Annotated in this window: 21 protein-coding genes; 5 read left to right on the forward strand and 16 right to left on the reverse strand. The window is 67.5% G+C overall.

Annotated elements, in window-relative coordinates:
- A complete protein-coding gene (locus tag ACWPN3_RS10525; RefSeq protein WP_492242732.1) occupies positions 1–2,310 on the forward strand; it encodes a tetratricopeptide repeat protein in 2,310 nt (769 codons plus the stop codon).
- Positions 2,311–2,326: 16 nt separating this feature from the next.
- Here ACWPN3_RS10525 and ACWPN3_RS10530 read toward each other — a convergent pair whose 3' ends face one another.
- The 11 genes from ACWPN3_RS10530 to ACWPN3_RS10580 all read right to left on the reverse strand — a co-directional run bounded on the left by ACWPN3_RS10530 (position 2,327) and on the right by ACWPN3_RS10580 (position 12,253).
- Positions 2,327–2,536 (reverse strand): hypothetical protein, encoded by a 210-nt coding sequence (locus tag ACWPN3_RS10530; protein ID WP_492242733.1) that lies wholly within the window; start codon positions 2,534–2,536, stop codon positions 2,327–2,329.
- Between the two features lie 58 nt (positions 2,537–2,594).
- Entirely contained in the window at positions 2,595–3,215 is a 621-nt protein-coding gene (locus ACWPN3_RS10535) for an RNA polymerase sigma factor (protein ID WP_247873023.1), read from the reverse strand.
- Positions 3,216–3,249: 34 nt separating this feature from the next.
- Positions 3,250–3,729, reverse strand: a complete 480-nt coding sequence (locus ACWPN3_RS10540) for a flagellar export chaperone FliS (protein ID WP_109447158.1) — start codon at positions 3,727–3,729, stop codon at positions 3,250–3,252.
- A 39-nt stretch (positions 3,730–3,768) separates the two neighbouring features.
- Complete coding sequence (gene fliD, locus ACWPN3_RS10545) at positions 3,769–5,448, reverse strand: flagellar filament capping protein FliD (protein WP_492242735.1); 1,680 nt, start codon at positions 5,446–5,448, stop codon at positions 3,769–3,771.
- Positions 5,449–5,614: 166 nt separating this feature from the next.
- A complete protein-coding gene (locus tag ACWPN3_RS10550) occupies positions 5,615–6,439 on the reverse strand; it encodes a flagellin (RefSeq protein ID WP_098736547.1) in 825 nt (274 codons plus the stop codon).
- A gap of 122 nt (positions 6,440–6,561) precedes the next feature.
- Positions 6,562–7,383, reverse strand: a complete 822-nt coding sequence (locus ACWPN3_RS10555; protein WP_492261427.1) for a flagellin — start codon at positions 7,381–7,383, stop codon at positions 6,562–6,564.
- Positions 7,384–7,479: 96 nt separating this feature from the next.
- Positions 7,480–9,237: a flagellar hook-associated protein FlgK gene (flgK, locus tag ACWPN3_RS10560; RefSeq protein ID WP_492242737.1), complete on the reverse strand. Its 1,758-nt coding sequence runs from the start codon at positions 9,235–9,237 to the stop codon at positions 7,480–7,482.
- Between the two features lie 49 nt (positions 9,238–9,286).
- Positions 9,287–9,847 (reverse strand): hypothetical protein, encoded by a 561-nt coding sequence (locus ACWPN3_RS10565; protein ID WP_492242738.1) that lies wholly within the window; start codon positions 9,845–9,847, stop codon positions 9,287–9,289.
- Between the two features lie 101 nt (positions 9,848–9,948).
- Positions 9,949–10,206, reverse strand: coding sequence for a hypothetical protein (locus ACWPN3_RS10570; RefSeq protein ID WP_109447148.1), 258 nt, complete (start codon positions 10,204–10,206; stop codon positions 9,949–9,951).
- Between the two features lie 4 nt (positions 10,207–10,210).
- Complete coding sequence (gene flgE, locus ACWPN3_RS10575; protein WP_492242739.1) at positions 10,211–11,521, reverse strand: flagellar hook protein FlgE; 1,311 nt, start codon at positions 11,519–11,521, stop codon at positions 10,211–10,213.
- Positions 11,522–11,557: 36 nt separating this feature from the next.
- Positions 11,558–12,253 carry a flagellar hook assembly protein FlgD gene (locus ACWPN3_RS10580; protein WP_492261347.1) on the reverse strand — a complete coding sequence of 232 codons (696 nt, stop codon included), beginning with the start codon at positions 12,251–12,253 and terminating at the stop codon, positions 11,558–11,560.
- On the opposite strand from ACWPN3_RS10580, the gene ACWPN3_RS10585 reads away from it, so the two are divergent.
- Positions 12,180–12,434: a hypothetical protein gene (locus ACWPN3_RS10585; protein ID WP_247873021.1), complete on the forward strand. Its 255-nt coding sequence runs from the start codon at positions 12,180–12,182 to the stop codon at positions 12,432–12,434. The two genes, ACWPN3_RS10580 and ACWPN3_RS10585, sit on opposite strands and share 74 nt — an antisense overlap.
- 87 nt (positions 12,435–12,521) lie before the next feature.
- Here ACWPN3_RS10585 and ACWPN3_RS10590 read toward each other — a convergent pair whose 3' ends face one another.
- Positions 12,522–13,031, reverse strand: coding sequence for a hypothetical protein (locus ACWPN3_RS10590; RefSeq protein WP_492242742.1), 510 nt, complete (start codon positions 13,029–13,031; stop codon positions 12,522–12,524).
- A gap of 172 nt (positions 13,032–13,203) precedes the next feature.
- Positions 13,204–15,327 carry a 3-hydroxyacyl-CoA dehydrogenase NAD-binding domain-containing protein gene (locus ACWPN3_RS10595; RefSeq protein WP_492242743.1) on the reverse strand — a complete coding sequence of 708 codons (2,124 nt, stop codon included), beginning with the start codon at positions 15,325–15,327 and terminating at the stop codon, positions 13,204–13,206.
- A 224-nt stretch (positions 15,328–15,551) separates the two neighbouring features.
- Here ACWPN3_RS10595 and ACWPN3_RS10600 point away from each other — a divergent pair, with 224 nt between their 5' ends.
- Together ACWPN3_RS10600 and ACWPN3_RS10605 are read left to right on the forward strand one after the other, a co-directional pair.
- Positions 15,552–16,337, forward strand: coding sequence for an SDR family oxidoreductase (locus ACWPN3_RS10600; RefSeq protein ID WP_492242744.1), 786 nt, complete (start codon positions 15,552–15,554; stop codon positions 16,335–16,337).
- Positions 16,338–16,393: 56 nt separating this feature from the next.
- Positions 16,394–16,675 (forward strand): GNAT family N-acetyltransferase, encoded by a 282-nt coding sequence (locus ACWPN3_RS10605; RefSeq protein ID WP_109452797.1) that lies wholly within the window; start codon positions 16,394–16,396, stop codon positions 16,673–16,675.
- Here ACWPN3_RS10605 and ACWPN3_RS10610 read toward each other — a convergent pair.
- The 3 genes from ACWPN3_RS10610 to ACWPN3_RS10620 form a co-directional block, all read right to left on the reverse strand.
- On the reverse strand, positions 16,672–17,358 hold the full coding sequence (locus tag ACWPN3_RS10610) for a cupin domain-containing protein (protein WP_109447136.1): 687 nt from the start codon (positions 17,356–17,358) through the stop codon (positions 16,672–16,674). The two genes, ACWPN3_RS10605 and ACWPN3_RS10610, sit on opposite strands and share 4 nt — an antisense overlap.
- Entirely contained in the window at positions 17,355–17,942 is a 588-nt protein-coding gene (locus ACWPN3_RS10615; RefSeq protein WP_492242745.1) for a sigma-70 family RNA polymerase sigma factor, read from the reverse strand. The genes ACWPN3_RS10610 and ACWPN3_RS10615 overlap by 4 nt, the downstream gene beginning before the upstream one ends.
- 139 nt (positions 17,943–18,081) lie before the next feature.
- Positions 18,082–19,320: an MFS transporter gene (locus tag ACWPN3_RS10620; protein WP_492242746.1), complete on the reverse strand. Its 1,239-nt coding sequence runs from the start codon at positions 19,318–19,320 to the stop codon at positions 18,082–18,084.
- 285 nt (positions 19,321–19,605) lie between these two features.
- Between ACWPN3_RS10620 and ACWPN3_RS10625 the strand changes: the two genes are divergently transcribed.
- Complete coding sequence (locus ACWPN3_RS10625; RefSeq protein WP_109447130.1) at positions 19,606–20,421, forward strand: enoyl-CoA hydratase/isomerase family protein; 816 nt, start codon at positions 19,606–19,608, stop codon at positions 20,419–20,421.

Consider the following 20,421-nt stretch of genomic DNA (forward strand, 5'->3'; position numbering starts at 1 on the left):
ATGGACGGGAACGCGACACGGCGTACCGACGGATTGCTGCGCCTTGCGGTCCAGCACCACAATGCCGGACAGACCGAGCGGGCGGAGCGTTTCTATCGCGAGATCCTGCGGATCGACCCGTCGCATGGCGACGCCGCCCATCTGCTGGGCCATATCGCCTTTCAGGATGGGCGGCGGACCGACGCCACCCGTCTGTTCGACACCGCGGCGCGCTCCAACGCGTTGGTCGGCTCCTACCATCTGGCATTGGGGCAGGCGCTAATGGAGGAGGGGCGGGTGACCGCGGCGCTTGCCAGCGCCCGCCGGGCTCTCGCCGTCAATCCGGACGATGCCGATGCGCTCTGCCTGCTGGGCGCCATCGCCGGGCGGCAGGCGCGGCCGGTGCCCGCCCTGCGCTGCTACCGCGCGGCGGCCCGTCTGGTGCCGGGGGCTGCCGAACCGCGGCTCGGCATGGGCCGCGCGCTGGAGGATTTGCGGCAGGCCGGTGCCGCCATCGGCTGCTACCGCTTGGCGGCGAAGTTGCGGCCACAGGATGCCGCGACCCGCGTCACCCTGGCAAACGCATTGCGCCGCTGGGGTGCGGTGGCCGAGGCCGCCGCCGCGTATCGGGAGGCCATCGGGCTGGGGGCCGACACCGGATCGGTCTGGGCCAACCTGGGTGCCGCACTTCAGGGATCGGGCCGGCTGGCCGAGGCGGAGAGCGCCTATGGCGAGGCGTTGCGGCGCCAGCCCGACCATGCCGAGACACGCAACAATCTGGGCCTGCTGCTGCACGCGCTCGGCCGTCATGCGGAGGCGCGCGACCGGTTCCGGAGCGCGCTGGTGCTCGACCCCGGCCATGTGCCGGCGCTCGTCAATCTCGGGCTGGCGGAGTCCGCGCTTGGGGACTATGGCCGTGCCGAGCGCTGGCAGCGCCGCGCCATCGCACGCGACCCCGGTCAGGCGGAGGCCTGGAACAATCTCGGCAACGCCTGCAAGGCGCAGGCGCATCAGGCGGAGGCGGAAGCCTGCTGGAAGCGGGCGCTGGCGCTCAACCCCGCCTTCGCCGATGCGCTGGGCAATCTCGGTGCCGACCTGTCCGACCGAGAGGCCTTCGTTCCGGCGACGGTGCAGGTGCGCCGCGCCATCCGGCTGATGCCCGGCCATGCGCCTTTGCATGCCGTGCTGGCCTATGCGCTGAACGGCGCCCAGAACCCCGTCGACGCCGACGCCGCCTGCCGCCGGGCACTGGCGCTGGCGCCATCGCTGGCCGACCCGCTCTGCACCCTGGGTTTGGCGGAACAGCGGCAGGGCCGCACCAATGCCGGCCGCTGGTTCGAGCGGGCGGTCGCCGCCACGCCCGGCCATGCGCTGGCCCGTTTCAACCGCGGCCTGCTATCGCTGGAGCGCGGCACGCTGAGCGCCGGCTGGGCCGACTACGCCTTCCGCTTCAAGGCCGGCCGCGTCCGCCCGGAGCGGCGCTTCACCATTCCCGAATGGATGGGCGAGCCGCTGGCCGGCAAGCGCCTGTTCGTCTGGCGCGAGCAGGGGGTGGGCGACGAGTTCCTGTTCGCCTCCTGCTATCCCGACCTGATCAAGATGGCGGGGCATGTGGTGATCGAGTGCGAGCGCCGGCTGGTGCCGCTGTTCGCCCGTTCCTTCCCGAAGGCGACCTTGCGGGCCGAACAGCCGCCCTGCGGGCTGATGGAAGCCGAGACGGTCGATTGCGACTATCACATCCCGGCGGGCTCTGTCCCCCGCCTGCTGCGGGACCGGCTGTCGGCCTTCCCGACGCGGTCCTGCTGGCTGTTCGCCGAGGGTGGCCGCGTCGCCGATTGGCGCGAGCGGCTGGACGGTGCCGGCGACGACCTGCGTGTCGGCATCAGCTGGCGCAGCCAATTGATGACCGCCGACCGCCGCAGCGCCTATCAGCCGCTGGAGTCCTGGGGCTCGATCTTCGCCGTGCCCGGCGTCACCTTCGTGAATCTGCAATATGACGAGTGCCAGCGCGAGATCTTGGCGGCGGAGCACCGGTTCGGGCAGCCGATCTATGGCTGGACCGGGCTCGACCTGCGCGACGATTTCGAAGAAACGGCGGCGCTGGTCTCGACACTCGACCTCGTCATCGCGCCGGCGAACTCGGTGGCGGAACTTGCCGGTGCGCTGGGGGTGCCGGTCTGGCGCTTCGGCCACCGCGACTGGACGCAGCTCGGCACCGCCGGCCGGCCCTGGTACCCGTCGATGCGCCTGTTCCAGCCGCTGGGCGGCCAGGGGCTGGAGCAGGCGCTTGAGCGCATCGCAGTGGAACTGCGCCGGGTGGCGGGGCGCTGATGGCTAAATCAACCGGCTACATCAACCGGGGCGGCTGATCGCCATCCTCGTCGAAGCCGCGGTCGGACGGCGGCAGGCGGAAAGCCGCGGCGAAGATGCGGTCGGCGAGACCGGGCGACGGGCGGTCTTCCGAATGGCCCAGCGCCAGTTCCATCGTCACCATCTCATCCAGCATCGCCTGCGCCTTGACCGAACGCAGAAGAAGGCGCCGCGCGTCCCTGGCCACGTCGGCAGGCCAAAGGGCGAGGTCGCCTCCGTGACGATCGAGCCGATCGCGAAACTCCTCATCCGTCATCGAAGGAATCCCTGGCCGCCTGCGCACTGGCGCGCAGAAGCAGCCGGAGCTGCTGGCGCGCACGTTTCAACAGCGACTCTACAGCACCTATGCTGATTTGCATAACGCTGGCGATGTCGGCGTTGCTTAAATTCTCGTAATAAAACAGGGTCACGGCCGCGCGCTGCTGCGGGGTCAGCCTGTCCTGGGCCTCCAGCAGCCGGGCGGCGACCTGCCGGCGATGGATGGTGCTGACCGCATCGGGTGCAGTGTCCGACGGCTCCGCCACGGTTTCCAGATCCTGGCCGACCGGCCGCCGCTTGTGGTCGATGCAGCGGTTCACCACCACCCGGTAGAGCCAGGTGGTGAAGCGGGCGCCGCCGTCGTCGCTCCATTGGCTGCGGCGTTGCCAGACCTGGAGGAAGGCGTCCTGCACCACATCCTCGGCCTCCGCCTCGTTGCCGGTCAGGCGGCGGGCCAGGGCGTAGGTGCGTTTCAGGTGGCGATGAACCAGCGTCCGGTAAGCCGTCTGGCTGCCGGAGCGGATTTGCGCCATCAGTGCTTCGTCGCTGTCCTCGTCCGCAGGGACGATGACGCCGGAGGCTGGCCCCCGGCTCAGATCCCCGGACATGGAGCGCCCGGCACCGGAATCCTCGCAAGGACGGTCAAGCCGAGAGTCCGCCATTTGCATGATCCATCGCTCTCCCGACGACGGATGCATGCGGCCCTTTGGCCGTGGCACCGACGACAGTGGATGGCCCGCCGCGTTCTGCGGCCACGGCCTGCCAAGCCTTCAGCATGAAGGACGTCTGGCGGATGATCGAGTCACAGGCCGCAACCGGATCCTTCCGGCTGGCGGCGGCGCCGGCCTGCGCGATCAGCCGGTGGTAGAACCGGCGAAGCGTCAGCGCGACATCCTCATTTTTGTCGAAAACCAGAATGGAATCAAGGCCCGCGAACACCATGACCGCGTTTCGGATCGCGGTGTGGTGCGCCTCGAAGCGACGGTCGGCAGCGGCATCGCGGGCGGCGTACAAATGGGTCATCGCCCGCTCGTACAGCCGCACCACCGCCATCAGCGGCGGCACCGCGCTGTTGGCGACGGCATAGGCGTTCAGGGCCTTCGAATAGGCGGAATTGCGCATGGCGCCAAATCCTCATCGTTGGATGAACCTCGACCGGTGTCAGCTGTCGCTGCTGCTGTCCTTGTAGGTCAGCTGTTTCAGCAGCAGCGCCGCCTGTTCCGCCGCCGCCTCCAGCCTGGCGTAATAGGCGGTCAGGGTGCTGCGGTAGGTCTCGGCCTTGGTCTTGATGTCGGTGGACCGGCTTTCCAGCTCGGTGTCCCGGGTTTCCAGATCGTCGATGGCGGTGGCGAGGTCGCTGCCGTAGGTTGCCGACGCATCGTCGATGACGCCGAACAGCTTGTCGGCCAGACCCTGCGAGAAGTCGATGTCCACGCTGCCGCTGTTGCCGGTATAGACCAGCACGATGCCGTCATAGGCAGTGCCGGCCGCGCCGATGATGCGGTTGCCGCTGACGGTGAACAGGCTGCTGTCGCCATTAACGGAGGCGGAGTTGAGCGTCCCGTCGTCGCCGCGCACGATGTCCAGCGTGAAGGAGAGCGCCGAGGCGCTGCTGGTGTAGCGCAGCAGCGACATCTGGCTGGACGACGAGGTCATGTTGAGGCCGAGCAGTTGCTTGACCGCGTCGACGTCGCTGCTGAGGATGCTGTTCAGCGTGTCCTCGTCCAGCTCCAGCTCGTTGGAACTGTTGAAGCTGATGCCCAGCGAGGCCATCGACAGAACCGTGCCGTCGTCGGTGGTGATGGAGGTGTTGAGCGCGCTGTTCACCGACCGGACGATCTGCCGCAGCAGGCTGTCGGAAAACAGCGTGGCGTCGCTGGACGCCGTGCCGTCGCTGGTCGTCGCCTGCTGCGTCACCACGAAGTCGCGATATTCGTTGTAGGCATCGACGAAGCTGGTGATCGCCGACTTGATCGAGGACAGGTCGGTCGATACCTCCATCGAGATCGCCGTGCCCGGGCTGGCGCTGTAGAGGTTCAGCGTCACGCCTTCGATGGCGTCGTCGATGGTGTTGGAACTGCGGGTGATGGTGACGCCGTCCACCTCGACGATCGCCTTCTGCACGGCGACCAGCTCGTTCTTGATGGCGCCGTCGCTGTCCGTCAGCCCGAGCGAGGAGAGGACGCCGTCGCCGCCGTCGGTCATCGAGATGGCCTGGCCGGTGTTGGAGGTCAGGATCAGCTGATAGCTGCTGTCGCTGACCTGCACGATGCTGGCGGTGACGCCGCTGGTCGACTTGTTGGCGTTGATGGCGTCGCGCAGGTCGGTCAGGCTGTCGTCGCTCTCCATCGCGATGGTGACGGCGCTGCCGTCGGCCGCCTGGAGCGTGAAGCTGCCGGAATAGCCCAGCGCGTTTGTTTTGCTGGCGACGCCATCCGCCGCGATCTTGTGCTTGGTGGCGAGCTGCTGCACCACGACCGAATAGGTGCCGACCTCCGTATCGTCGTCCACCGTGGCGCTGAACACGTCGTCGTCGCCGACATAGGCGGTCCGCTGACCGAACAGGTTGGAGGACGCGCCGGTGGAGACGCTGCGGTTGCGCAGCCCGTCGATGGCGTCGCCGACCGCCTGCAGCTTATCCTGAAGGTCGGTGTAGGCGGTGATCTTCGCTTCGTTCGCGGTGATCTTGGTGTCGATGCGGTCGGCCTTGGCCAGCCGCGCGTTCACCTTGGCCTCGATCAGCAGGGAATAGTCGATGCCGGTGCCGGAATCGCTGGAGGACAGCGCCGAATAGCCCGTCGTCGCGGCCGTGCTGGAGGTGGTGGAGCTGACGGTGGTCATGGCAAGGCTCTCCCGGTTCCGGCCGCGCGGGACGCGGCGGATGGCACGGCGATGCGGGCTTTTGCGGCACTGATGGTGGTAGGAAAGCGGCCGCCGGCGGGGGCGCCCCACGAGTGTGTGAGGCTGTGCGGGACGCGGCACCCTTGCCCGGCGGCCTTGCGAACCGTCAGCGGAGAAGGGAGAGCAGATTCTCGGGCATCTGGTTCGCTTGGGACAGCACGGCGATGGCGGCCTGGGTCAGGACCTTCTCCGATGCCAGTTTGGATTGTTCCTCGGCCACGTCGACGTCCATGATCTTGGACTGGGCGGCCTCGGTGTTCTCGATGGTGGTGTCGATCATGTCGCTGCGGAATTCGAAGCGCGAGATCAGCGCGCCGACATCGGCACGGGCATCCGACAGGGTGGTCACCGCGGTGTCGAGCGCCGTCAGGGCGGCGGCGGCGGTGGCCGAGGTGCCGACATCCAGCGTGTTGATGCCCAGCCCCGTCGTGGTGACGCCGGCGATCTGCACGGTGATGTTGTCGTTCGACGTGGTGCCGACGCGGAAGGAAACGCCGGTCGACCAGTTGGTCGCGCCGTCGAGCAGGGATTCGTCGTTGAAGCGGGTGCCGGACGCGATGCCGTCGATTTCATCCTGCAACTGCTGGAATTCGGCGTCGAGGTAGGAGCGCTCGTTGTCGGTGACCGAGCCGGACAGCGACTGCGTGGCGAGCGAGCGCATGCGCTGCACGATGTCGGAGATGCTGGACATGCCTCCGTCGGCGGTCTGGAGGATCGACGAGCCGTGCGACGCATTGGTGGCCGCCTGGTTCAGCACCGTGACGTCGGATTTCAGCGAGGTGCCGACGGCGAGACCGGCGGCATCGTCCGACGCCTTGGTGATGCGCGAACCGCTGGCGATCTTCGAGACCGAGTCCGATTGGTTGGTCGAGTTGATGTTGAGGTAACGAAGGGCCGAATTGGAAGCCGTGTTGGTCGAGATGACGGGCATGATGTGGTCTCCTGATCGAACCGGGCCGTTTCGGCGACCCTCACTGGGACTCACGGGGCACGCGGCGAAAGCTGGCGGACTTTTTCGATGGGGTTAGCGCTTTTTTGCGAAGCCCCCGATCCTCACAGGTATTTGGACAGGTTGTTCTCTTCGAGGATCTTCATCAGGCTCATGGTCGCCTCCAGCGAGGCCTGGAGCTGCGACAGCTTGGTGGTGGATTCGGCCAGATCGACGCTGCGGATGTCCTCCACCTGGGTTTGCAGCACCAACTGCTCGTCGACATGGCGGTCGATGGTGTTCTCCAGCGAGGAGCTGGCCGCACCCAGCTTCGCCTGGACCATCGACAGTCCGTCGGTGGCGTCGGAGGCGAGCTGCGTCGCCTCCGCCAGCAGATCGGTGTCGACAGGATCGGTCGACATGTTGGCGATCAGGCTGAAGGCGCGCAGGGCTTTCTCGAAGGCCGGCTGGTCGGCGGTGACGCCGTAGGACAGCACGAAATCGTCGGCGGCCTGGAAATGGGCGACGGTGGAATCGCCCTGGTAATAGCCGGTATCGGCACTGGAGGGATAGGTTGCCGCACTGTAGCTGTCGAGGTCGACCGCCGGCTGGTCGGTGCGCCCCCCGGCGAACAGATAGCGGCCGTCCTGCCGCGTGTTCAGCAGCCCGCCGAGTTCCTCCATCAGCTGTCCGGCCTCCGCCACCACGCCTTCGACGCCGGCCGCATTGTTGCCCTGCAGGCCGGTGATCAGTGCGCTGAGGCGGGAGGTCAGGTCGGACATGCCGCCGACGGCGTCGTACATCGACTGGATGCGGCCATTCACGACCTCGCCCTCGTCGATATACTGCTCCAGCCGGCGGTAATGGCTTTCGAGATTGACCAGCCGGCCGCTGTCCGAGGCGATGCCCTTGTAGTCGGTGGAGTTCAGCCCCGATGCCGAGCGGATTCTGTTCCGCGGCCACCTTGGCCTCGGCCTTCATCATGTATTGGACGAGCGTGTTCTGATGGTTGTAGGTCGCGACCCGTTCCATCGCGGTCTCCTCTACTGGACCATGTCGAGCGCCGTGCTGAACATCTCCTGCAACGTCTTCATGACCGCGGCGGCGGCCTCGTAGGCGGATTGCAGGGTGGAGATCGCGGCGGTCTCCTCGTCGACATTCACGCCGCTCTGCGACGAGAAGGTCGATTCGAGGCTGCTGGTGTAGGTGTTCTGGCTGTCGTAGGCGGTGGATGCCTTGTCGGCGAGCGTCGCCGCCCCCTGGATCACCGCACCGGCATAGCCGGCGAAGCTCGTGCTGCGGGCGCTCAACGACCCGGCGGCATCGAAGTCGTAGCTGGCGGAAAAGGCCGCCGACAGCGCCTTCGCCACCGACCCCTCGCCGCTGGTCAGCGCCGTACCGCCGGCGGCCATTCCGCTGGCGGAGGACAGGACCCCGGTGGCGAGAAGGCTGCTGTCGTTGGCGATGCGGGACGCGACCTTGATGTCGGAGGCCCCGGTGCCGGTCAGCAGGTCGTTCAGGCCGTAGGCGTCGGAGAAGTTGCCGGTCGTGCCGTCGTTGGCGTCGCCGCCCAGCGCGATGCCGTTGCCGGTGCCGGTGGTGGCGATGACCAGCTTGCCGTCGGCGGAGATCGAGGCCGACGCGCTGCTCATTGTGTTGATGGCGTCGACGACGTCCTGAAGGGTCGATTTGGTCGACAGCTCGATGTCGAGGACCTCCGCCGCCGTGCCGGAACTGTCGGTGACGGCGACGCGCAGGGTGCCCTCGGTCACTTTCAGCGCATCGCTGGCCGAGACTGTCTCGGTGCCGGTCAGGCTTTGCGGGGCGGGGTAGGAGGTTCCCTGGTTCTGGATGGCGTTCAGCCTGTCCATCAGGGTGGTCGCCAGCTCGTCCAGGCCGGCCTGTTGCGCCGGCAGGTCGGTGTCGCGCAGTTGAACCAGCGCGCCCAGGGTACCGCCGAGCGACGAACCGGTGATGTCCACCCCGTTCAGCATGATGCCGCCGAAGCCGCTGCTGCCGCTGGCGCTGTACACCGTGCTGGCGCTGACCGAGGCAGCCGGCGTGTAGGACAGCTCGTGCACCTTGCTGTCGAGCAGGGACTTGCCCGACGCGGTCGAGATGCGCATCAGCCCGCTGTCGTCGACCTGATAGGTGACGTCGATGGACTTGGACAGGCTCTTCAACGCTGTGTTGCGCTGGTCCTCCAGGTCGGTGACGTTCTGGCCCAGCGCCTTGCCCTTCACGATCCGGTCGTTGAGGGAATCGATGCTGCTCAGCGTCTCGTTGATGGTGTCGACGGTGGTGGCGATCTCGTCGTCGGCCTGGGCGCGCAGCGACTGGATGGATGAGGAGGTGTTGCGCAGCGTCTCCGCCAGGTCCGACAGATCCTGCACGGTGGCGGCCTTGGCGCTCTCGCTTTCGGGAGAGGTCGCCAGCGTGCCCAGCGTGTCGGCCAGCGCGTCGATCATCGACCCGATGTCGGTGCCGCCGCTGTCGTCGCTGCTGACGCTGCCGAAGGCCGACTGCATCTGGTCGAGATAGCTGTTGCGGGTGTCGGTGTAGCCGAGGTCGGACTGGGCCGAGACGAGCGTCTTCAGCAGATAGCGGTCGACGTTGCTGCTGACCGCGGTGACGTCGACGCTGGCGACATTCACGCCGGTGCTGCGGGTGACGTTGGATGCCGTCTTGCGGGTGTAGCCGTCGGTGTCGGCATTGGCGACGTTGGAGGAGGCGACGGCGATGCCGACCTCGGACGTGCGCAGCGCCGATGTGGCGATGGAACTGGCGACGCGAAGCGACATTGCAGGCCTCCTTTCCGTTTATCGGCGCGAAGCCGTCAGGCCGAAACCGTCAGGCCGTCAGGCCGACGACATGGCCGGTGGTGCGCATCGCCACCCGTGCGCCATAGCGGGCACCAGGGCCATAGGCGACGCCATAGACGCCAGCCGGGGCGGTGGATGCGGCGCGCAGGGCGGCGCCGATGGCGTTCTGGCGGGCGCGATGGACCTTGATTTGCGCCTCCATCTCCCGCATGCGGGCGGCCAGTGTCGGCAGGACCCGGTCGGCGGCGGCCTTGGCGGCGCCGCGCACGGCGGGGGCGACGCGCTTGCTGCGCGTCTGCGCCAGCGCATCGGCCAGCCGGTCCTTCCAGCTGCGCAGCAGCGTCTGCATGTCGCCCGCCGCCAGCAGCGCATCGCGCGGCCGTCCTTCGCGCACCGCCGCCTCGGCCCGCGTTGCGGCGCGGTCCAGTTCGGCGACGAAGGCCTCCAGCACCTCGACCGCATCGACGCGGAGGAAGACGGTCGGGGTTTCCGGCTTGCCGGTCTGGTCAGCGAGTTGGGCGGGGGCCTGGGCCTTGGTCAGAACGGGCTTCGGCGGGGCCGGCTTGCGCAGGGTCTGCTTGAGCGCCATGGCGATAGCTCCGGGTTTTGGATGTCGGTTCCACGGCGGGCGGTCCGAAAACTGGCGGGGAATTTTCGAGGGGAGCGTCGGCTTCGGTTGCGCACGCCCGCTCACCGCCGCGCCGCCATCGCCCGCCCATAGGCGCTCATTGCGGCATTGGCGACCCGGCCGCGGTGGATCCGGGCTCCCAGCGCCCGCTTCTCCACATCCAGCCCGTCGATCAGCGCGATCAGATCGTCGGCCATCGCCAGCCGTTCGGCCTGCGTGGCGGTCCTCGCCAGCAAGGCCCGCGCCTGGACCGTCAGCCGCCGGTGCTCCATCAGCAGGGCGTCGGCGCGGGCGAAGCGTTCGTCGGGTGCGGCTGCCATGGCGTCAGCGCTTCATCGAAATCAGCGTGTCGATCATGTCCTGCGCCGTCGTCATCACCTTGGATGCGGCGGAATAGGCCTGCTGCGCGACGATCATCCGGCTGAACTCGTCGGTCAGCTCCACGGTGGAGCTTTCGAGCGAGCCGGCCTCTATCTCGCCGGCCTTGCCGTCGCCGGCGGTGCGCAGCTGGTAATTGCCGGACTCGAAGGTCTGGGTGAAGGTGGTTCCGCTCTCGCTCTCCAGCCCGTTGGCATTGGCGAAGGTCGCGATGGGGATCTGGTAGATCGCCCGCGTCTCGCCATTGTCGAAGGTGGCGCGCACCACGCCGTTGCTGTCGATGGTGGTCCCGGTCAGCGTGCCGGGCTCGTAGCCGTTGCCGGTGGCGGTCCAGTCGCCGATGGCGGCGGTGCTCTCGCCCGATGCGTATTGCGTCAGCCCGGTCGTGCTGTTGGCGCCGCCGATCGACATCGTCACCGTGCTGTCGCTGGCGCCGGTGGTCCAGCCGCCGACCGAAAAGCCGATGGCCGACGGATCGACGCTGGTCGTGGTGCCGCTGCTGTCGGTCTGGGTGGCGCTGGCCAGCGAGCCGTCGCTGTTGAAGGAGATGGAGATCGGGAAGCCGGAGATCGTGCCGGTCGTGGTCGTGCCGTCGGCCGAGCTGGTCGGGTCGGATGCGTTGAGCGACCAGGTGTTGTCGGCCGTCTTGCTCCAGCTCATCGTCACCGAATGACTGTTGCCGAGGGCGTCGAACAGTTCCACGTCGGTGGTGAAGCTGTCGCCGGTCGCGGCGTCGGACGGCAGGTTGGCCTCGATGTCCAGCGTCGAGGTCGCCTTGGGCGTGCCCTTGATGCTGGTCAGGTTGATCGCCTCCAGGCTGTCGGTGGAGGTCTTGTTGCCGGCCTTGATGGTGCCGTCATCGCCCACCGCCCAGCCATAGAGGTAATACCCCTCCGAATTGACCAGATTGCCGTTGGAATCGGTGGAGAAGGAGCCGTTGCGCGTGAAGTAGGTGCCGCCGCTCGACGTCTTGTCCGACACGACGAAGAAACCGTCGCCGTTGACCGCCATGTTGGTGGTGGTCGCCGACGACTGGATTTCGCCTTGGCGGCTGACGCTGCGGGTGTTGGACGCGATGACGCCGCCGACCTGCTCGTCCACCGTGGTGGTCTTGTTGATGTAGGAGGTGAACTCCGTCACCGTGCCCTTGAAGCCGGTGGTGCTGGAATTGGCGATGTTGCTGGAGATGCTGGCGAGCGCCTTGCTCTGGGCGGTCAGCCCGGACGTGGCGCTGTACATTGCGCTGGTGAGGCTCATGGCGGCACCTGTCTTTGAAATTGTCCGGGGGAGGGGTCAGGAAACCGTCAGCACCTTGTCGGCCGACAGGCTGACGCCGCCGACGCTCAGCACCGCCGTGCCGGACGAGCTGTCCACGGCGGTCACGGTGCCCTTGAAGCGAGTGGTGGTGTCGATGGCCTTGCCGTTGGCGTCGAGCGCCGTCACCGACAGGGTGTAGGTTCCGCTGCTGTAGCTCTTGCCGTTGGTGCCGACGCCGTCCCAGGTCACCTCGTGCGTGCCGGCGGCGGTGGAGGAGCTGACGTCGCTGTAGACGGTGTTGCCGCTTGAATCGGTGATGGTCAGCTTGACCGAGGACGCGGCGGAATCGAGGTCGTACTCCCAGCTCGCCTCGCCGTCCTGCAACGGGGTGGTCGAGCCTTCGGCCTCGACCGTCTTGCCGTAGTAGTTGACGGCGCCGCTGCCGGACCCGAGGGAGGAGGACAGGGTGCTGCTGAGGTCGGACACCGTGCTGTTCAGCTCGTCGAGCTTGTCGTTGATCGACATTTGCTGTTCCAGCCCGGACAGTTGGACGAGCTGGGTGGTGAAGGTGGTCGTGTCGACCGGGTTGGTCGGATCCTGGACCTCGAGCTGCTTCATCAGCAAAGTCAGGAATGTCTGATAGCTGTCGGTCGCGCTCGTGGCTGACGAGCTGCTCGACGTGGACTTCGTCGACGTCGTCGACGTTGTTGAGCTGACGGAATCGACCAGCATCGCCTTCTCCACCCAATCGCGGCCCGTTCGCGGAATCCGGGCGGGATTTCGCGGCGGTTCAGGCCGATGGCTTTTCGGGATGGGCGGCGGGCTGGCGCCGCCCTGTTCGTTCTGTGGCTATCCACGGAACGGCGGGCGAAAGCTGGCGCAGATTCTTCCGGAAAAATTTAGGCGGACATAAAAAGCCCCGGCGGGATGGATCCGGCCGGGGCGAAAAGGCAGTTGAGACGACGACGACTGCGGAAATGAAGCGGTTACGACAGGACGGTCACGAAACGTGGCGCAGATCGGCGGAACCGGGGGAGGTCGGCCGCCTCTGCGTCACGGTTGCGGGGAAGACCAGAACCGACGGGCGGCGGTCGGACACCAGAAGGGCATCCGCGGGCTCCCGCCCGTTCAACAGCCACTGGTAGGCGGCGGCGATGGCGACCCGGTCGCGTCCATCCGCGGACAGCACGCGCAAACCGGCAGCCATTTCCCCATCGGAACCGCTGCGGCGAACCGCATCGCACAGCGCATGGCCGAGCCGGAGGTCCGACACCAGAACCGCACTGTAGCCGGCCTGTGCGACGACCGATGCCAGGGCTCCCAGATGGGACGGCGGCAAGGGGGAATTGCCGACCTCCCGCAGGTCCAGGAACAGGTTGCGGCCGGTGCCAGCACCGGACAGCGCGTTGCGCAACGTCCCGATCCAGACGGAGGGAGGAGCGTCACGAAGGCCGCTGCAGGCGACGGCGTGGAGACCCCAGTCGGTGGCTGCGACGGTGATGTCCTTCATGCTCTTCCCCTTCGGTGTGGTCCGGGTTCCTCGGGTCAGGTCCGCTCCGTCGATCCCGCCGGCTGGGGGGCCGGTCGGGGGCAGCGGGGCATCCCTGACGACAGAGTATAGGGAAGATTCCTAACAATCAGTAACAGAAACTAGTTTCCGGTTTGAAATCCACATTCCGGTTTCAGCATCCGAGGGCCCGGCCTTCGGCGGCGCATTGCAGGAGCAAAGCCGACGGCCGCCATTGCGGGTCGCCGATGTCACGGTGGTAACGCTGGACCGCCCCGGCGATCTTGCCCAGCCCTTCCTGGGTGGCCCAGAACAGCAGGCCGCCGCGCCAGGACGGAAAGCCGTAGCCATGCAGCCAGATGGCGTCGATGTCCACCCCGCGGGCGGCGATGCCTTCCTCCAGGATTTTGGCCGCCTCGTTCACCATCGCATAAAGGCAGCGTCCGCGGATCTCCCCGTCGCCGACCGGACGCGGGACGATTCCGCGGCGGCGGCGGTCCTCCTCGATCACCGCCGCCACCTCCGGATCAGGGATCGGGACACGGCTGCCGGGCTCGTAGCGGTAGACACCGGCCGAGGTCTTCTGGCCGTAGCGCCCACGCTCCGCCAGGGTGTCGAGCCAGTCGGGCGATTGAGCCTCCGGATCGCCGGCCTTGCGCCGTTCCTCGCGGATGCGCCAGCCGACATCGATCCCGGCAAGGTCTGTCATCGAGAAATGGCCGAGCGGGAAGCCGAATTCCGTCAACACGCGGTCGACCTGCTCCGGGCTGGCGCCTTCCTCGACCAGGGCCATCGCCTCCCGGCCGCGCTGGTGCAGGATGCGGTTGCCGACGAAGCCGTAGCAGACGCCCACCGCCACGCCGACCTTGCCGATCCGGCGCGCGAGCCCCATCACAGTTGTCAGCACCGTGTCGGAGGTCTTGGCTCCGCGCACCACCTCCAGCAGGCGCATGACGTTGGCCGGGCTGAAGAAATGCATGCCCAGCACGTCCTGCGGCCGGCCGGTCGCTGCGGCGATGGCGTCCACGTCCAGCGTCGAGGTGTTGGTGGCGAGGATCGCCCCCGGCTTGCAGGTCCGGTCCAGCGTCCGGAAGATCGCCTGCTTGACCTCCATGCTCTCGAAGGCCGCCTCAACCACCAGATCGGCGTCGGCCAGCTCATCGTAGGACAGGGTGGGATGGATCAGCGCCATCCGCTCGTCCACCTGTGCCGCGGTCAGGCGGCCCTTGCGGAGGGTGGAGTCGTAGTTGCGGCGGATGGCGGCGATGCCGCGCTCCAGCCCCTCCTGCGCGCTGTCGACCAGCACCACCGGAATGCCGGCATTGGCGAAGCACATGGCGATGCCGCCACCCATGGTGCCGGCGCCGATCACACCGACCTTGCGGATGTCGCGCGTCGGCGTGTCGGCCGGCAGGCCGGGGACCTTCGCCACCTCGCGTTCGGCGAAGAAAGCGTGGATCAGGCCGGCGCGCTGGGGCGAGTCCATGCAGGCGAGGAACAGCTCCCGCTCGCGCGCCATGCCCTCATCGAAGGGCAGGGTGACGGCTGCCTCGACCGCGTCGACGATGCGGTGGGAGGAGAACAGGTGCGGCAGCCGTTTGGCAAGCTCGGCCCGCTTCGCGGTGAACAGGGCGGGATCGGTGCCGGCGATGCGGTTGGTGCGGGCACTGACCGGCTGCGGGCGGCTCCCATCGGCCAGAAGCCGTTCGGCGGCGCGCAGTCCGGCCTCCAGGGCGGAGACGCCGTCCTCCACAGCATCGATCAGGCCGAGGGCCAGCGCCTCTTCGGCACCCACGGGATCGCCGGACAGGATCATGTCCAGCGCCTTGGCCGCTCCGATCAGACGCGGCAGCCGTTGCGTGCCGCCGGCGCCGGGCAGGAGGCCCAGCTTGACCTCCGGCAGGCCGAGCTTCGCCGACTTCAGCGCGACGCGAAGATGGCAGGCCAGCGCCACCTCCAGCCCGCCACCCAGCGCCGTTCCATGGATGGCGGCGATCACCGGCTTGGTGGCGGCATCGAGGTGCGCCACCACCTCCGGCAGGGTCGGCGGGGCGGAGGGCTTGCCGAACTCCCGGATGTCCGCGCCGGCCATGAAGGTGCGGCCAGCGCAGACGATCAGCAGCGCATCGGCCCCGTTATCGGCCAGCCCGGCGTCCAATGCCGCAACCAGCCCTTTGCGTACGCCATGCCCGACGGCGTTCACCGGCGGGTAATCGACGGCGATGACGCCGATGCGTCCCCGGCGCGCATACTGGACAGGATTGGGCGAAACCGCTTCAGTCTGGGCCGGCGACGGCATCGGCACTCTCCGGAAAGCCAAAGGTCCGGGCCGATCCGATCCCGGACGGCAGGGTGGATCGGAGGCCGGCGGATCGCCAATCTATCAGGCGATCCGAGCAAATCAAAGTTTCGGAATATAGTTTCTTTATACGGAATTTAATTGGCGAAGAGACGGCCATGGGAACCGAACGGCGCGGTCACGGGTTGGCACTCGCGTCGAAGGTCATTGGCTGGAGTTGAGTTATGGATTTGACGGGGAAGGTCGCGCTGGTCACCGGTGCGGGGTCCGGGATCGGCCAGGCGTCCGCGATACGCTTTGCCCAGTCCGGCGCCTCGGTCGGCGTGCTGAGCCACACCGAGGACGAGATCGCCAAGACCGCCCTTGAGATCCGTGCTGCCGGTGGAAAGGCGATCCCCTTGACCGCGGATGTCGGCGACGACGAGGCGATGCGGCAGGCGGTCGGGCGGTTGGTGGAGGAGTTCGGGCGGCTCGACATCGTCTTTGCCAATGCAGGCATCAACGGCGTCTGGGCGCCCATCGACGACCTGACGCCGGACGAATGGGACCGCACCATCAACACAAACCTGCGCGGCACCTACCTGACGCTGCATCATGCGGTTCCGCATCTGAAGAAGGCGGGTGGCGGCTCGGTGATCGTCACCGCGTCGATCAACGGCACGCGGGTGTTCAGCAACACCGGCGCCACCGCCTATTCCTGCACCAAGGCGGCACAGCTCGCCATGGTGAAGATGCTGGCGCTGGAACTGGCGCCGAGCCGCATCCGCGTCAACGCGATCTGCCCCGGCATCATCGATACGAACATTCCCGACAACACCAAGATGCGGAATATTGAATCGGTAAAGACTCCCATCGAGTATCCGCAGGGTAAGGTGCCCCTGACCGGCGGCAAGTCCGGCGACAGCTTCGACGTGGCGGAGCTTGCGCTGTTCCTGGCGTCCGACCGGGCAAAGCACATCACCGGCACCCCGGTCTGGATCGATGGTGCGGAATCCCTGATGGTCGGCTGAGCTTCCGCAATCCCGCGGCCCGGCCGCAAAACCGAACAACTATGGCGAAGGACATCATGAGCTTGCATGACAAGGTGCGGAAGAACGAGGAACTCGGCCGCTATGAGCTGACGGTGGCGGGCTCGACCGCGCTGGTCACCTACGACATGCGCGACGGCAAGATCGCATTGACCCACACCGAGGTGCCGGGTGCCCTGACCGGCCAGGGGGTGGGGTCTGAACTGGCGAAGGGCACGCTCGACGACATCCGGGCCCAGGGGCTGAAGGTGCTGCCGATCTGCACCTTCATCGAGGCCTACATCAAGCGCCACCCCGAATATCAGGACCTCGTCGGCTAAAGCGGATTCCCGTCCTCGTCGAGGAAGATCAGATCGCCGTCCAGCAGGAAGAGGCAGATGCAGTCTTCCTCGCTGGCGCCGAAGGCGTAATGGTCGGTGCCGGCGACGTAGTGGGCGACGTCGCCGAGCCCGTAGCTGCCATATTCGTCGCGGAAGGCGCCGCGCAGGACCAGCAGCAGTTCGTCCGCGGTGTGGCGGTGCGCCGGAACCGGAGCACCCGAAGCCATACGGAGCAGGCGGACCGTCGTGCCGGACTTCGTCGTGCCGGACAGGGTGCGCTCCCAGCCCGACAGCCAGACCCCCTTGGAGATCTCCCGCCAGGACCCGTCATCGGTCGGCGTGTCGATGGCGTCCGGCAGCCAGCTGCGCAGCGGTTCCGGCACCAGCCGTCCGCATGTCCGGCCGGCTGCGGGCAGCTCGATGGGGGCCGGCTCCTGTTGTATCCGCGCGGCGGTCAGCAGGCCGTCCATGCGGTCCAGCAGCGCATCCAGCCCATCGTCACCGGCGCAGGGCAGCTCTTCTAACCAGTTCCCGCACAAGGCTTCGTAAGACGCGACGCGCTGGCGGCAGTCCGGGCAGTAGGCGAGGTGGGTGGCCACCAGCAGTGACTTCCCGGCCCGCTCCTGCCCGCTGGCATAGCCGATCAGAAGCTGGTCGTCCGGATGGTGGAACGGCACCGTCACGCCTTGTCCCTCATGCTGCGTTTCAGATGGCCGAGCGCGAGGCGGAGCCGGGTCTTGACCGTTCCCAGGGGCACCTCCGTGTCTTCGGCGATCTCTTCATGTGTCTGTTCGAGAAAATACGAACGGCGCAGCACCTCGGATTGGTTCTCCGCCAGAGTTTCGATTGCATCCTGAAGCTGGCGGCTGCTCTGGACCATCTGGGCGGTCTCCTCCGGCGTGGCGAGGGAGGCGGGGGTCATCGCCGGATCGTCCGGGTCGGGGGCGGGGCGCATCTCCTTGCGCAGGCGGTCGATGCGCCGGTTGCGGGCGATGGTGAACACCCAGGTGCCGACGGTCGCCTGGGCCGGATCGAAGCTGGCGGCCTTCAGCCAGACCGTCAGCATCACGTCCTGGACCAGTTCCTCCGCCGTGCTGCGGTCGGCGCCGAGCCTCAGGCAATATTGCAGGATCTTCGGCGCGAAATATCGGAACAGCGCAGCGAAAGCCGAGCGGTCGCGATCCTGCGCCACCGCGTGGACCAGCTCCCCGAACTGGTCGGCTTCGGTCCGGGCGGCATCCGGGCTCCCAGCCCCGTCCCTGTTCAACGTCCCCGGCAAAAGGGGCCCACGCGAAAACGGCATTCAACCACCAGTCAGCATTCCAGCGGGCGGCAGTCTATCCCGAACTTCTTAACGGAGCATTCCCGAAAATCGTCAGTGTACCATTGGCCTTCCGAGTGTTCTCTCAGCGTGCTCTCAGCGCACTCATGGGATCGAGGGGAGACACGGTGGGGGTGGTCTGCGGCAGCGGGCGGAAGGCGGCCTGCGCCTCGGCGGGCAAGGGCGGGCGCATGCGGGTCCGCCACAGGCCATAGAGAGTGGCGCACAGCGCGCCGCCGGTGACGAAGCTGAAGAGCCCGGCCGGCCCGCTGGCGGTCATCAGTGCCGACGCCACCGGCGGGCCGATGATGGCGCCGACGGAATTGGCCAGGATCAGGCCGCCGCTGGCCGACACCATATCCTCCCGCCGGACGTAATCGTTGGTGTGGGCGAGGCAGACTGGATAGAGCGTGAAGGCCAGCCCGCCGAACAGCGGCGCCACCAGCATCAGCGCCAGCGGCTGGTCCATCCCGGCGGCGGCGATCATGCCCAGGCTGGTCAACGACAGGGCGGCCGACAGGCCGATGATGACGCTGCGCCGGTCGAAACGGTCCGACAATCGGCCGAGCGGCCATTGTAGCGCCATGCCGCCGAGGATCAGCGCCGACATGAACAGCGCCGTGCCCGACACGCCGAAGCTGGAGGAGGCCCCGAACACCGGGGCCAGCCCGTAGATCGACCCGGTGATCGCCCCGCTGATGAACACCCCCGCCACCCCCAGCGGCGAGCTTCGATAAAGCCGCCCGATGCCGAAGGAGGAGACGTTGGGCAATTGCGGCGGCGTGGTCCGCGTCAGGGCCACCGGCACCAGGGCCAGCGTCAGCAGGATCGACACGATCATGAACAGCCGCACGCCCGCCTCGTCGTCCAGGCGCAGCAACTGCTGCCCGACGCCGGAGGAGCCATAGAGCGTCACCATGTAGGCCGACAGCAGCTGCCCGCGGCTTTCGTTGGTGGCGGTGCCGTTCAGCCAGCTTTCGATGCACATGTAGAGACCGGCCATGCAGAATCCCTGCGTCAGCCGCAGCACGGCCCAGAGCGGCGCATCGACGAACAGCGCGTGCGACAATGCTGCGACCGACACGACGGAGGCGAAGGCGGAGAAAGCCCTGATATGGCCGACACGGGTGATGATCCGATGCGCATAGAGCGATCCCAGCGTCAGCCCGGCATAATAGGCTGCGGTGATCATGCCGACCGCCGTCGCACCGGACTCCGTCGCCGACAGCCTCAGCCCGATCAGGGTCGACATGGCTCCGTTCGCCAGCATCAGAAAGGCGACGCCCAGCAGAAGCGAGGCGACCGAACGCACAACAGGTGGCATGCCTTAACTCCTCCTCCGCCGTCAGTGGGTCAGGGCCGGAGAGCCGGTCGGGGGCCGATGATGCATGGCGATGCTCCAAATCTCTGTTGGCGTGCGGTGACGCGGCCTGTCGCAAGGTCCAACAGCGAAGCCATGGATTTGGTCCGCCACCGGGGCGGGGAGCAGGGATGCGGCCCCGGGTTGTGGCCCGGAGATATGAGTGACCGTTGGGTCAACCGGACCGTTGACAGGTCATACCGATCGGTAACATACCTTCCATCAGGTAGAGATTCGGGAGACGCCAGGATGTCAGACACCGCGCCCGCCACCCCATCGCCGGTCCAACTCGTCCGCGAGGGGGCGGTGTCCTGGATCCGGCTGAACCGCCCCGGCGTGCTGAACGCGCTGGACGAGCCGACCGCCGCCGCCTTCCTCGACGCTTGCCGCAGCGTGGCGGAGGAGGGCGGGTCAGGGCCGACGCGGGTGCTGGTGATCGCTGGCAACGGCCGCGGCTTCATGGCCGGCGGCGATGTCGGCCGTTTCAACGACGATCCTGCCGCCGCACCGGCGGTGGCCGGCGCCATCATCGCCCATCTGCATGAGGCGCTGCGCGTTCTCGACTGGCTGGACGTGCCGGTCCTGGCCTCCGTCCATGGACCGGTGGCCGGGGCGGGGATGAGCCTCGCCAGCGCCGCCGATCTCTGCATCGCCGCCGACGACGCCAAATTCACCATGGCCTATGCCCGCATCGGCGCCACGCCGGACGGGTCGGGCAGCTTCCATCTGCCGCGCCTTGTCGGTCTGCGCCGTGCCATGGAACTGGCGATGCTGTCCGATGTGATCGACGCGGCGGAGGCGCTGCGGATCGGGCTGGTCAACCGGGTGGTGCCGGCGGCATCCTTGGCGGAGGAGACGGCCAAGCTGGCCGGACGGCTCGCCGCCGGCCCGACCGTCGCCTATGCCGGCGTCCGCCACCTGATGCGCCAGTCCTTCGACCGGACGCTGGACCAGCAGCTGGATGCCGAGCGCGACCGCTTCCTCGCCACCGCCGCCACCAGCGACTTCATCGAAGGCATCAGCGCCTTCGTCGCCAAGCGCAGGCCGGACTTCACCGGCCGCTGA

This window comes from Azospirillum sp. UENF 111221 (genome assembly GCF_058780625.1).

Bases quoted from the DNA above. Each gene is read 5' to 3' on its own strand.
- ACWPN3_RS10525 (WP_492242732.1), top strand. From the start codon at position 1: ATGGACGGGAACGCGACACGGCGTACCGACGGATTGCTGCGCCTTGCG.
- ACWPN3_RS10535 (WP_247873023.1), bottom strand. From the start codon at position 3,215: ATGTCCGGGGATCTGAGCCGGGGGCCAGCCTCCGGCGTCATCGTCCCT.
- ACWPN3_RS10540 (WP_109447158.1), bottom strand. From the start codon at position 3,729: ATGCGCAATTCCGCCTATTCGAAGGCCCTGAACGCCTATGCCGTCGCC.
- fliD (WP_492242735.1), bottom strand. From the start codon at position 5,448: ATGACCACCGTCAGCTCCACCACCTCCAGCACGGCCGCGACGACGGGC.
- ACWPN3_RS10550 (WP_098736547.1), bottom strand. From the start codon at position 6,439: ATGCCCGTCATCTCGACCAACACGGCTTCCAATTCGGCCCTTCGTTAC.
- flgK (WP_492242737.1), bottom strand. From the start codon at position 9,237: ATGTCGCTTCGCGTCGCCAGTTCCATCGCCACATCGGCGCTGCGCACG.
- ACWPN3_RS10565 (WP_492242738.1), bottom strand. From the start codon at position 9,847: ATGGCGCTCAAGCAGACCCTGCGCAAGCCGGCCCCGCCGAAGCCCGTT.
- ACWPN3_RS10570 (WP_109447148.1), bottom strand. From the start codon at position 10,206: ATGGCAGCCGCACCCGACGAACGCTTCGCCCGCGCCGACGCCCTGCTG.
- flgE (WP_492242739.1), bottom strand. From the start codon at position 11,521: ATGAGCCTCACCAGCGCAATGTACAGCGCCACGTCCGGGCTGACCGCC.
- ACWPN3_RS10580 (WP_492261347.1), bottom strand. From the start codon at position 12,253: ATGCTGGTCGATTCCGTCAGCTCAACAACGTCGACGACGTCGACGAAG.
- ACWPN3_RS10590 (WP_492242742.1), bottom strand. From the start codon at position 13,031: ATGAAGGACATCACCGTCGCAGCCACCGACTGGGGTCTCCACGCCGTC.
- ACWPN3_RS10595 (WP_492242743.1), bottom strand. From the start codon at position 15,327: ATGCCGTCGCCGGCCCAGACTGAAGCGGTTTCGCCCAATCCTGTCCAG.
- ACWPN3_RS10600 (WP_492242744.1), top strand. From the start codon at position 15,552: ATGGATTTGACGGGGAAGGTCGCGCTGGTCACCGGTGCGGGGTCCGGG.
- ACWPN3_RS10605 (WP_109452797.1), top strand. From the start codon at position 16,394: ATGAGCTTGCATGACAAGGTGCGGAAGAACGAGGAACTCGGCCGCTAT.
- ACWPN3_RS10620 (WP_492242746.1), bottom strand. From the start codon at position 19,320: ATGCCACCTGTTGTGCGTTCGGTCGCCTCGCTTCTGCTGGGCGTCGCC.
- ACWPN3_RS10625 (WP_109447130.1), top strand. From the start codon at position 19,606: ATGTCAGACACCGCGCCCGCCACCCCATCGCCGGTCCAACTCGTCCGC.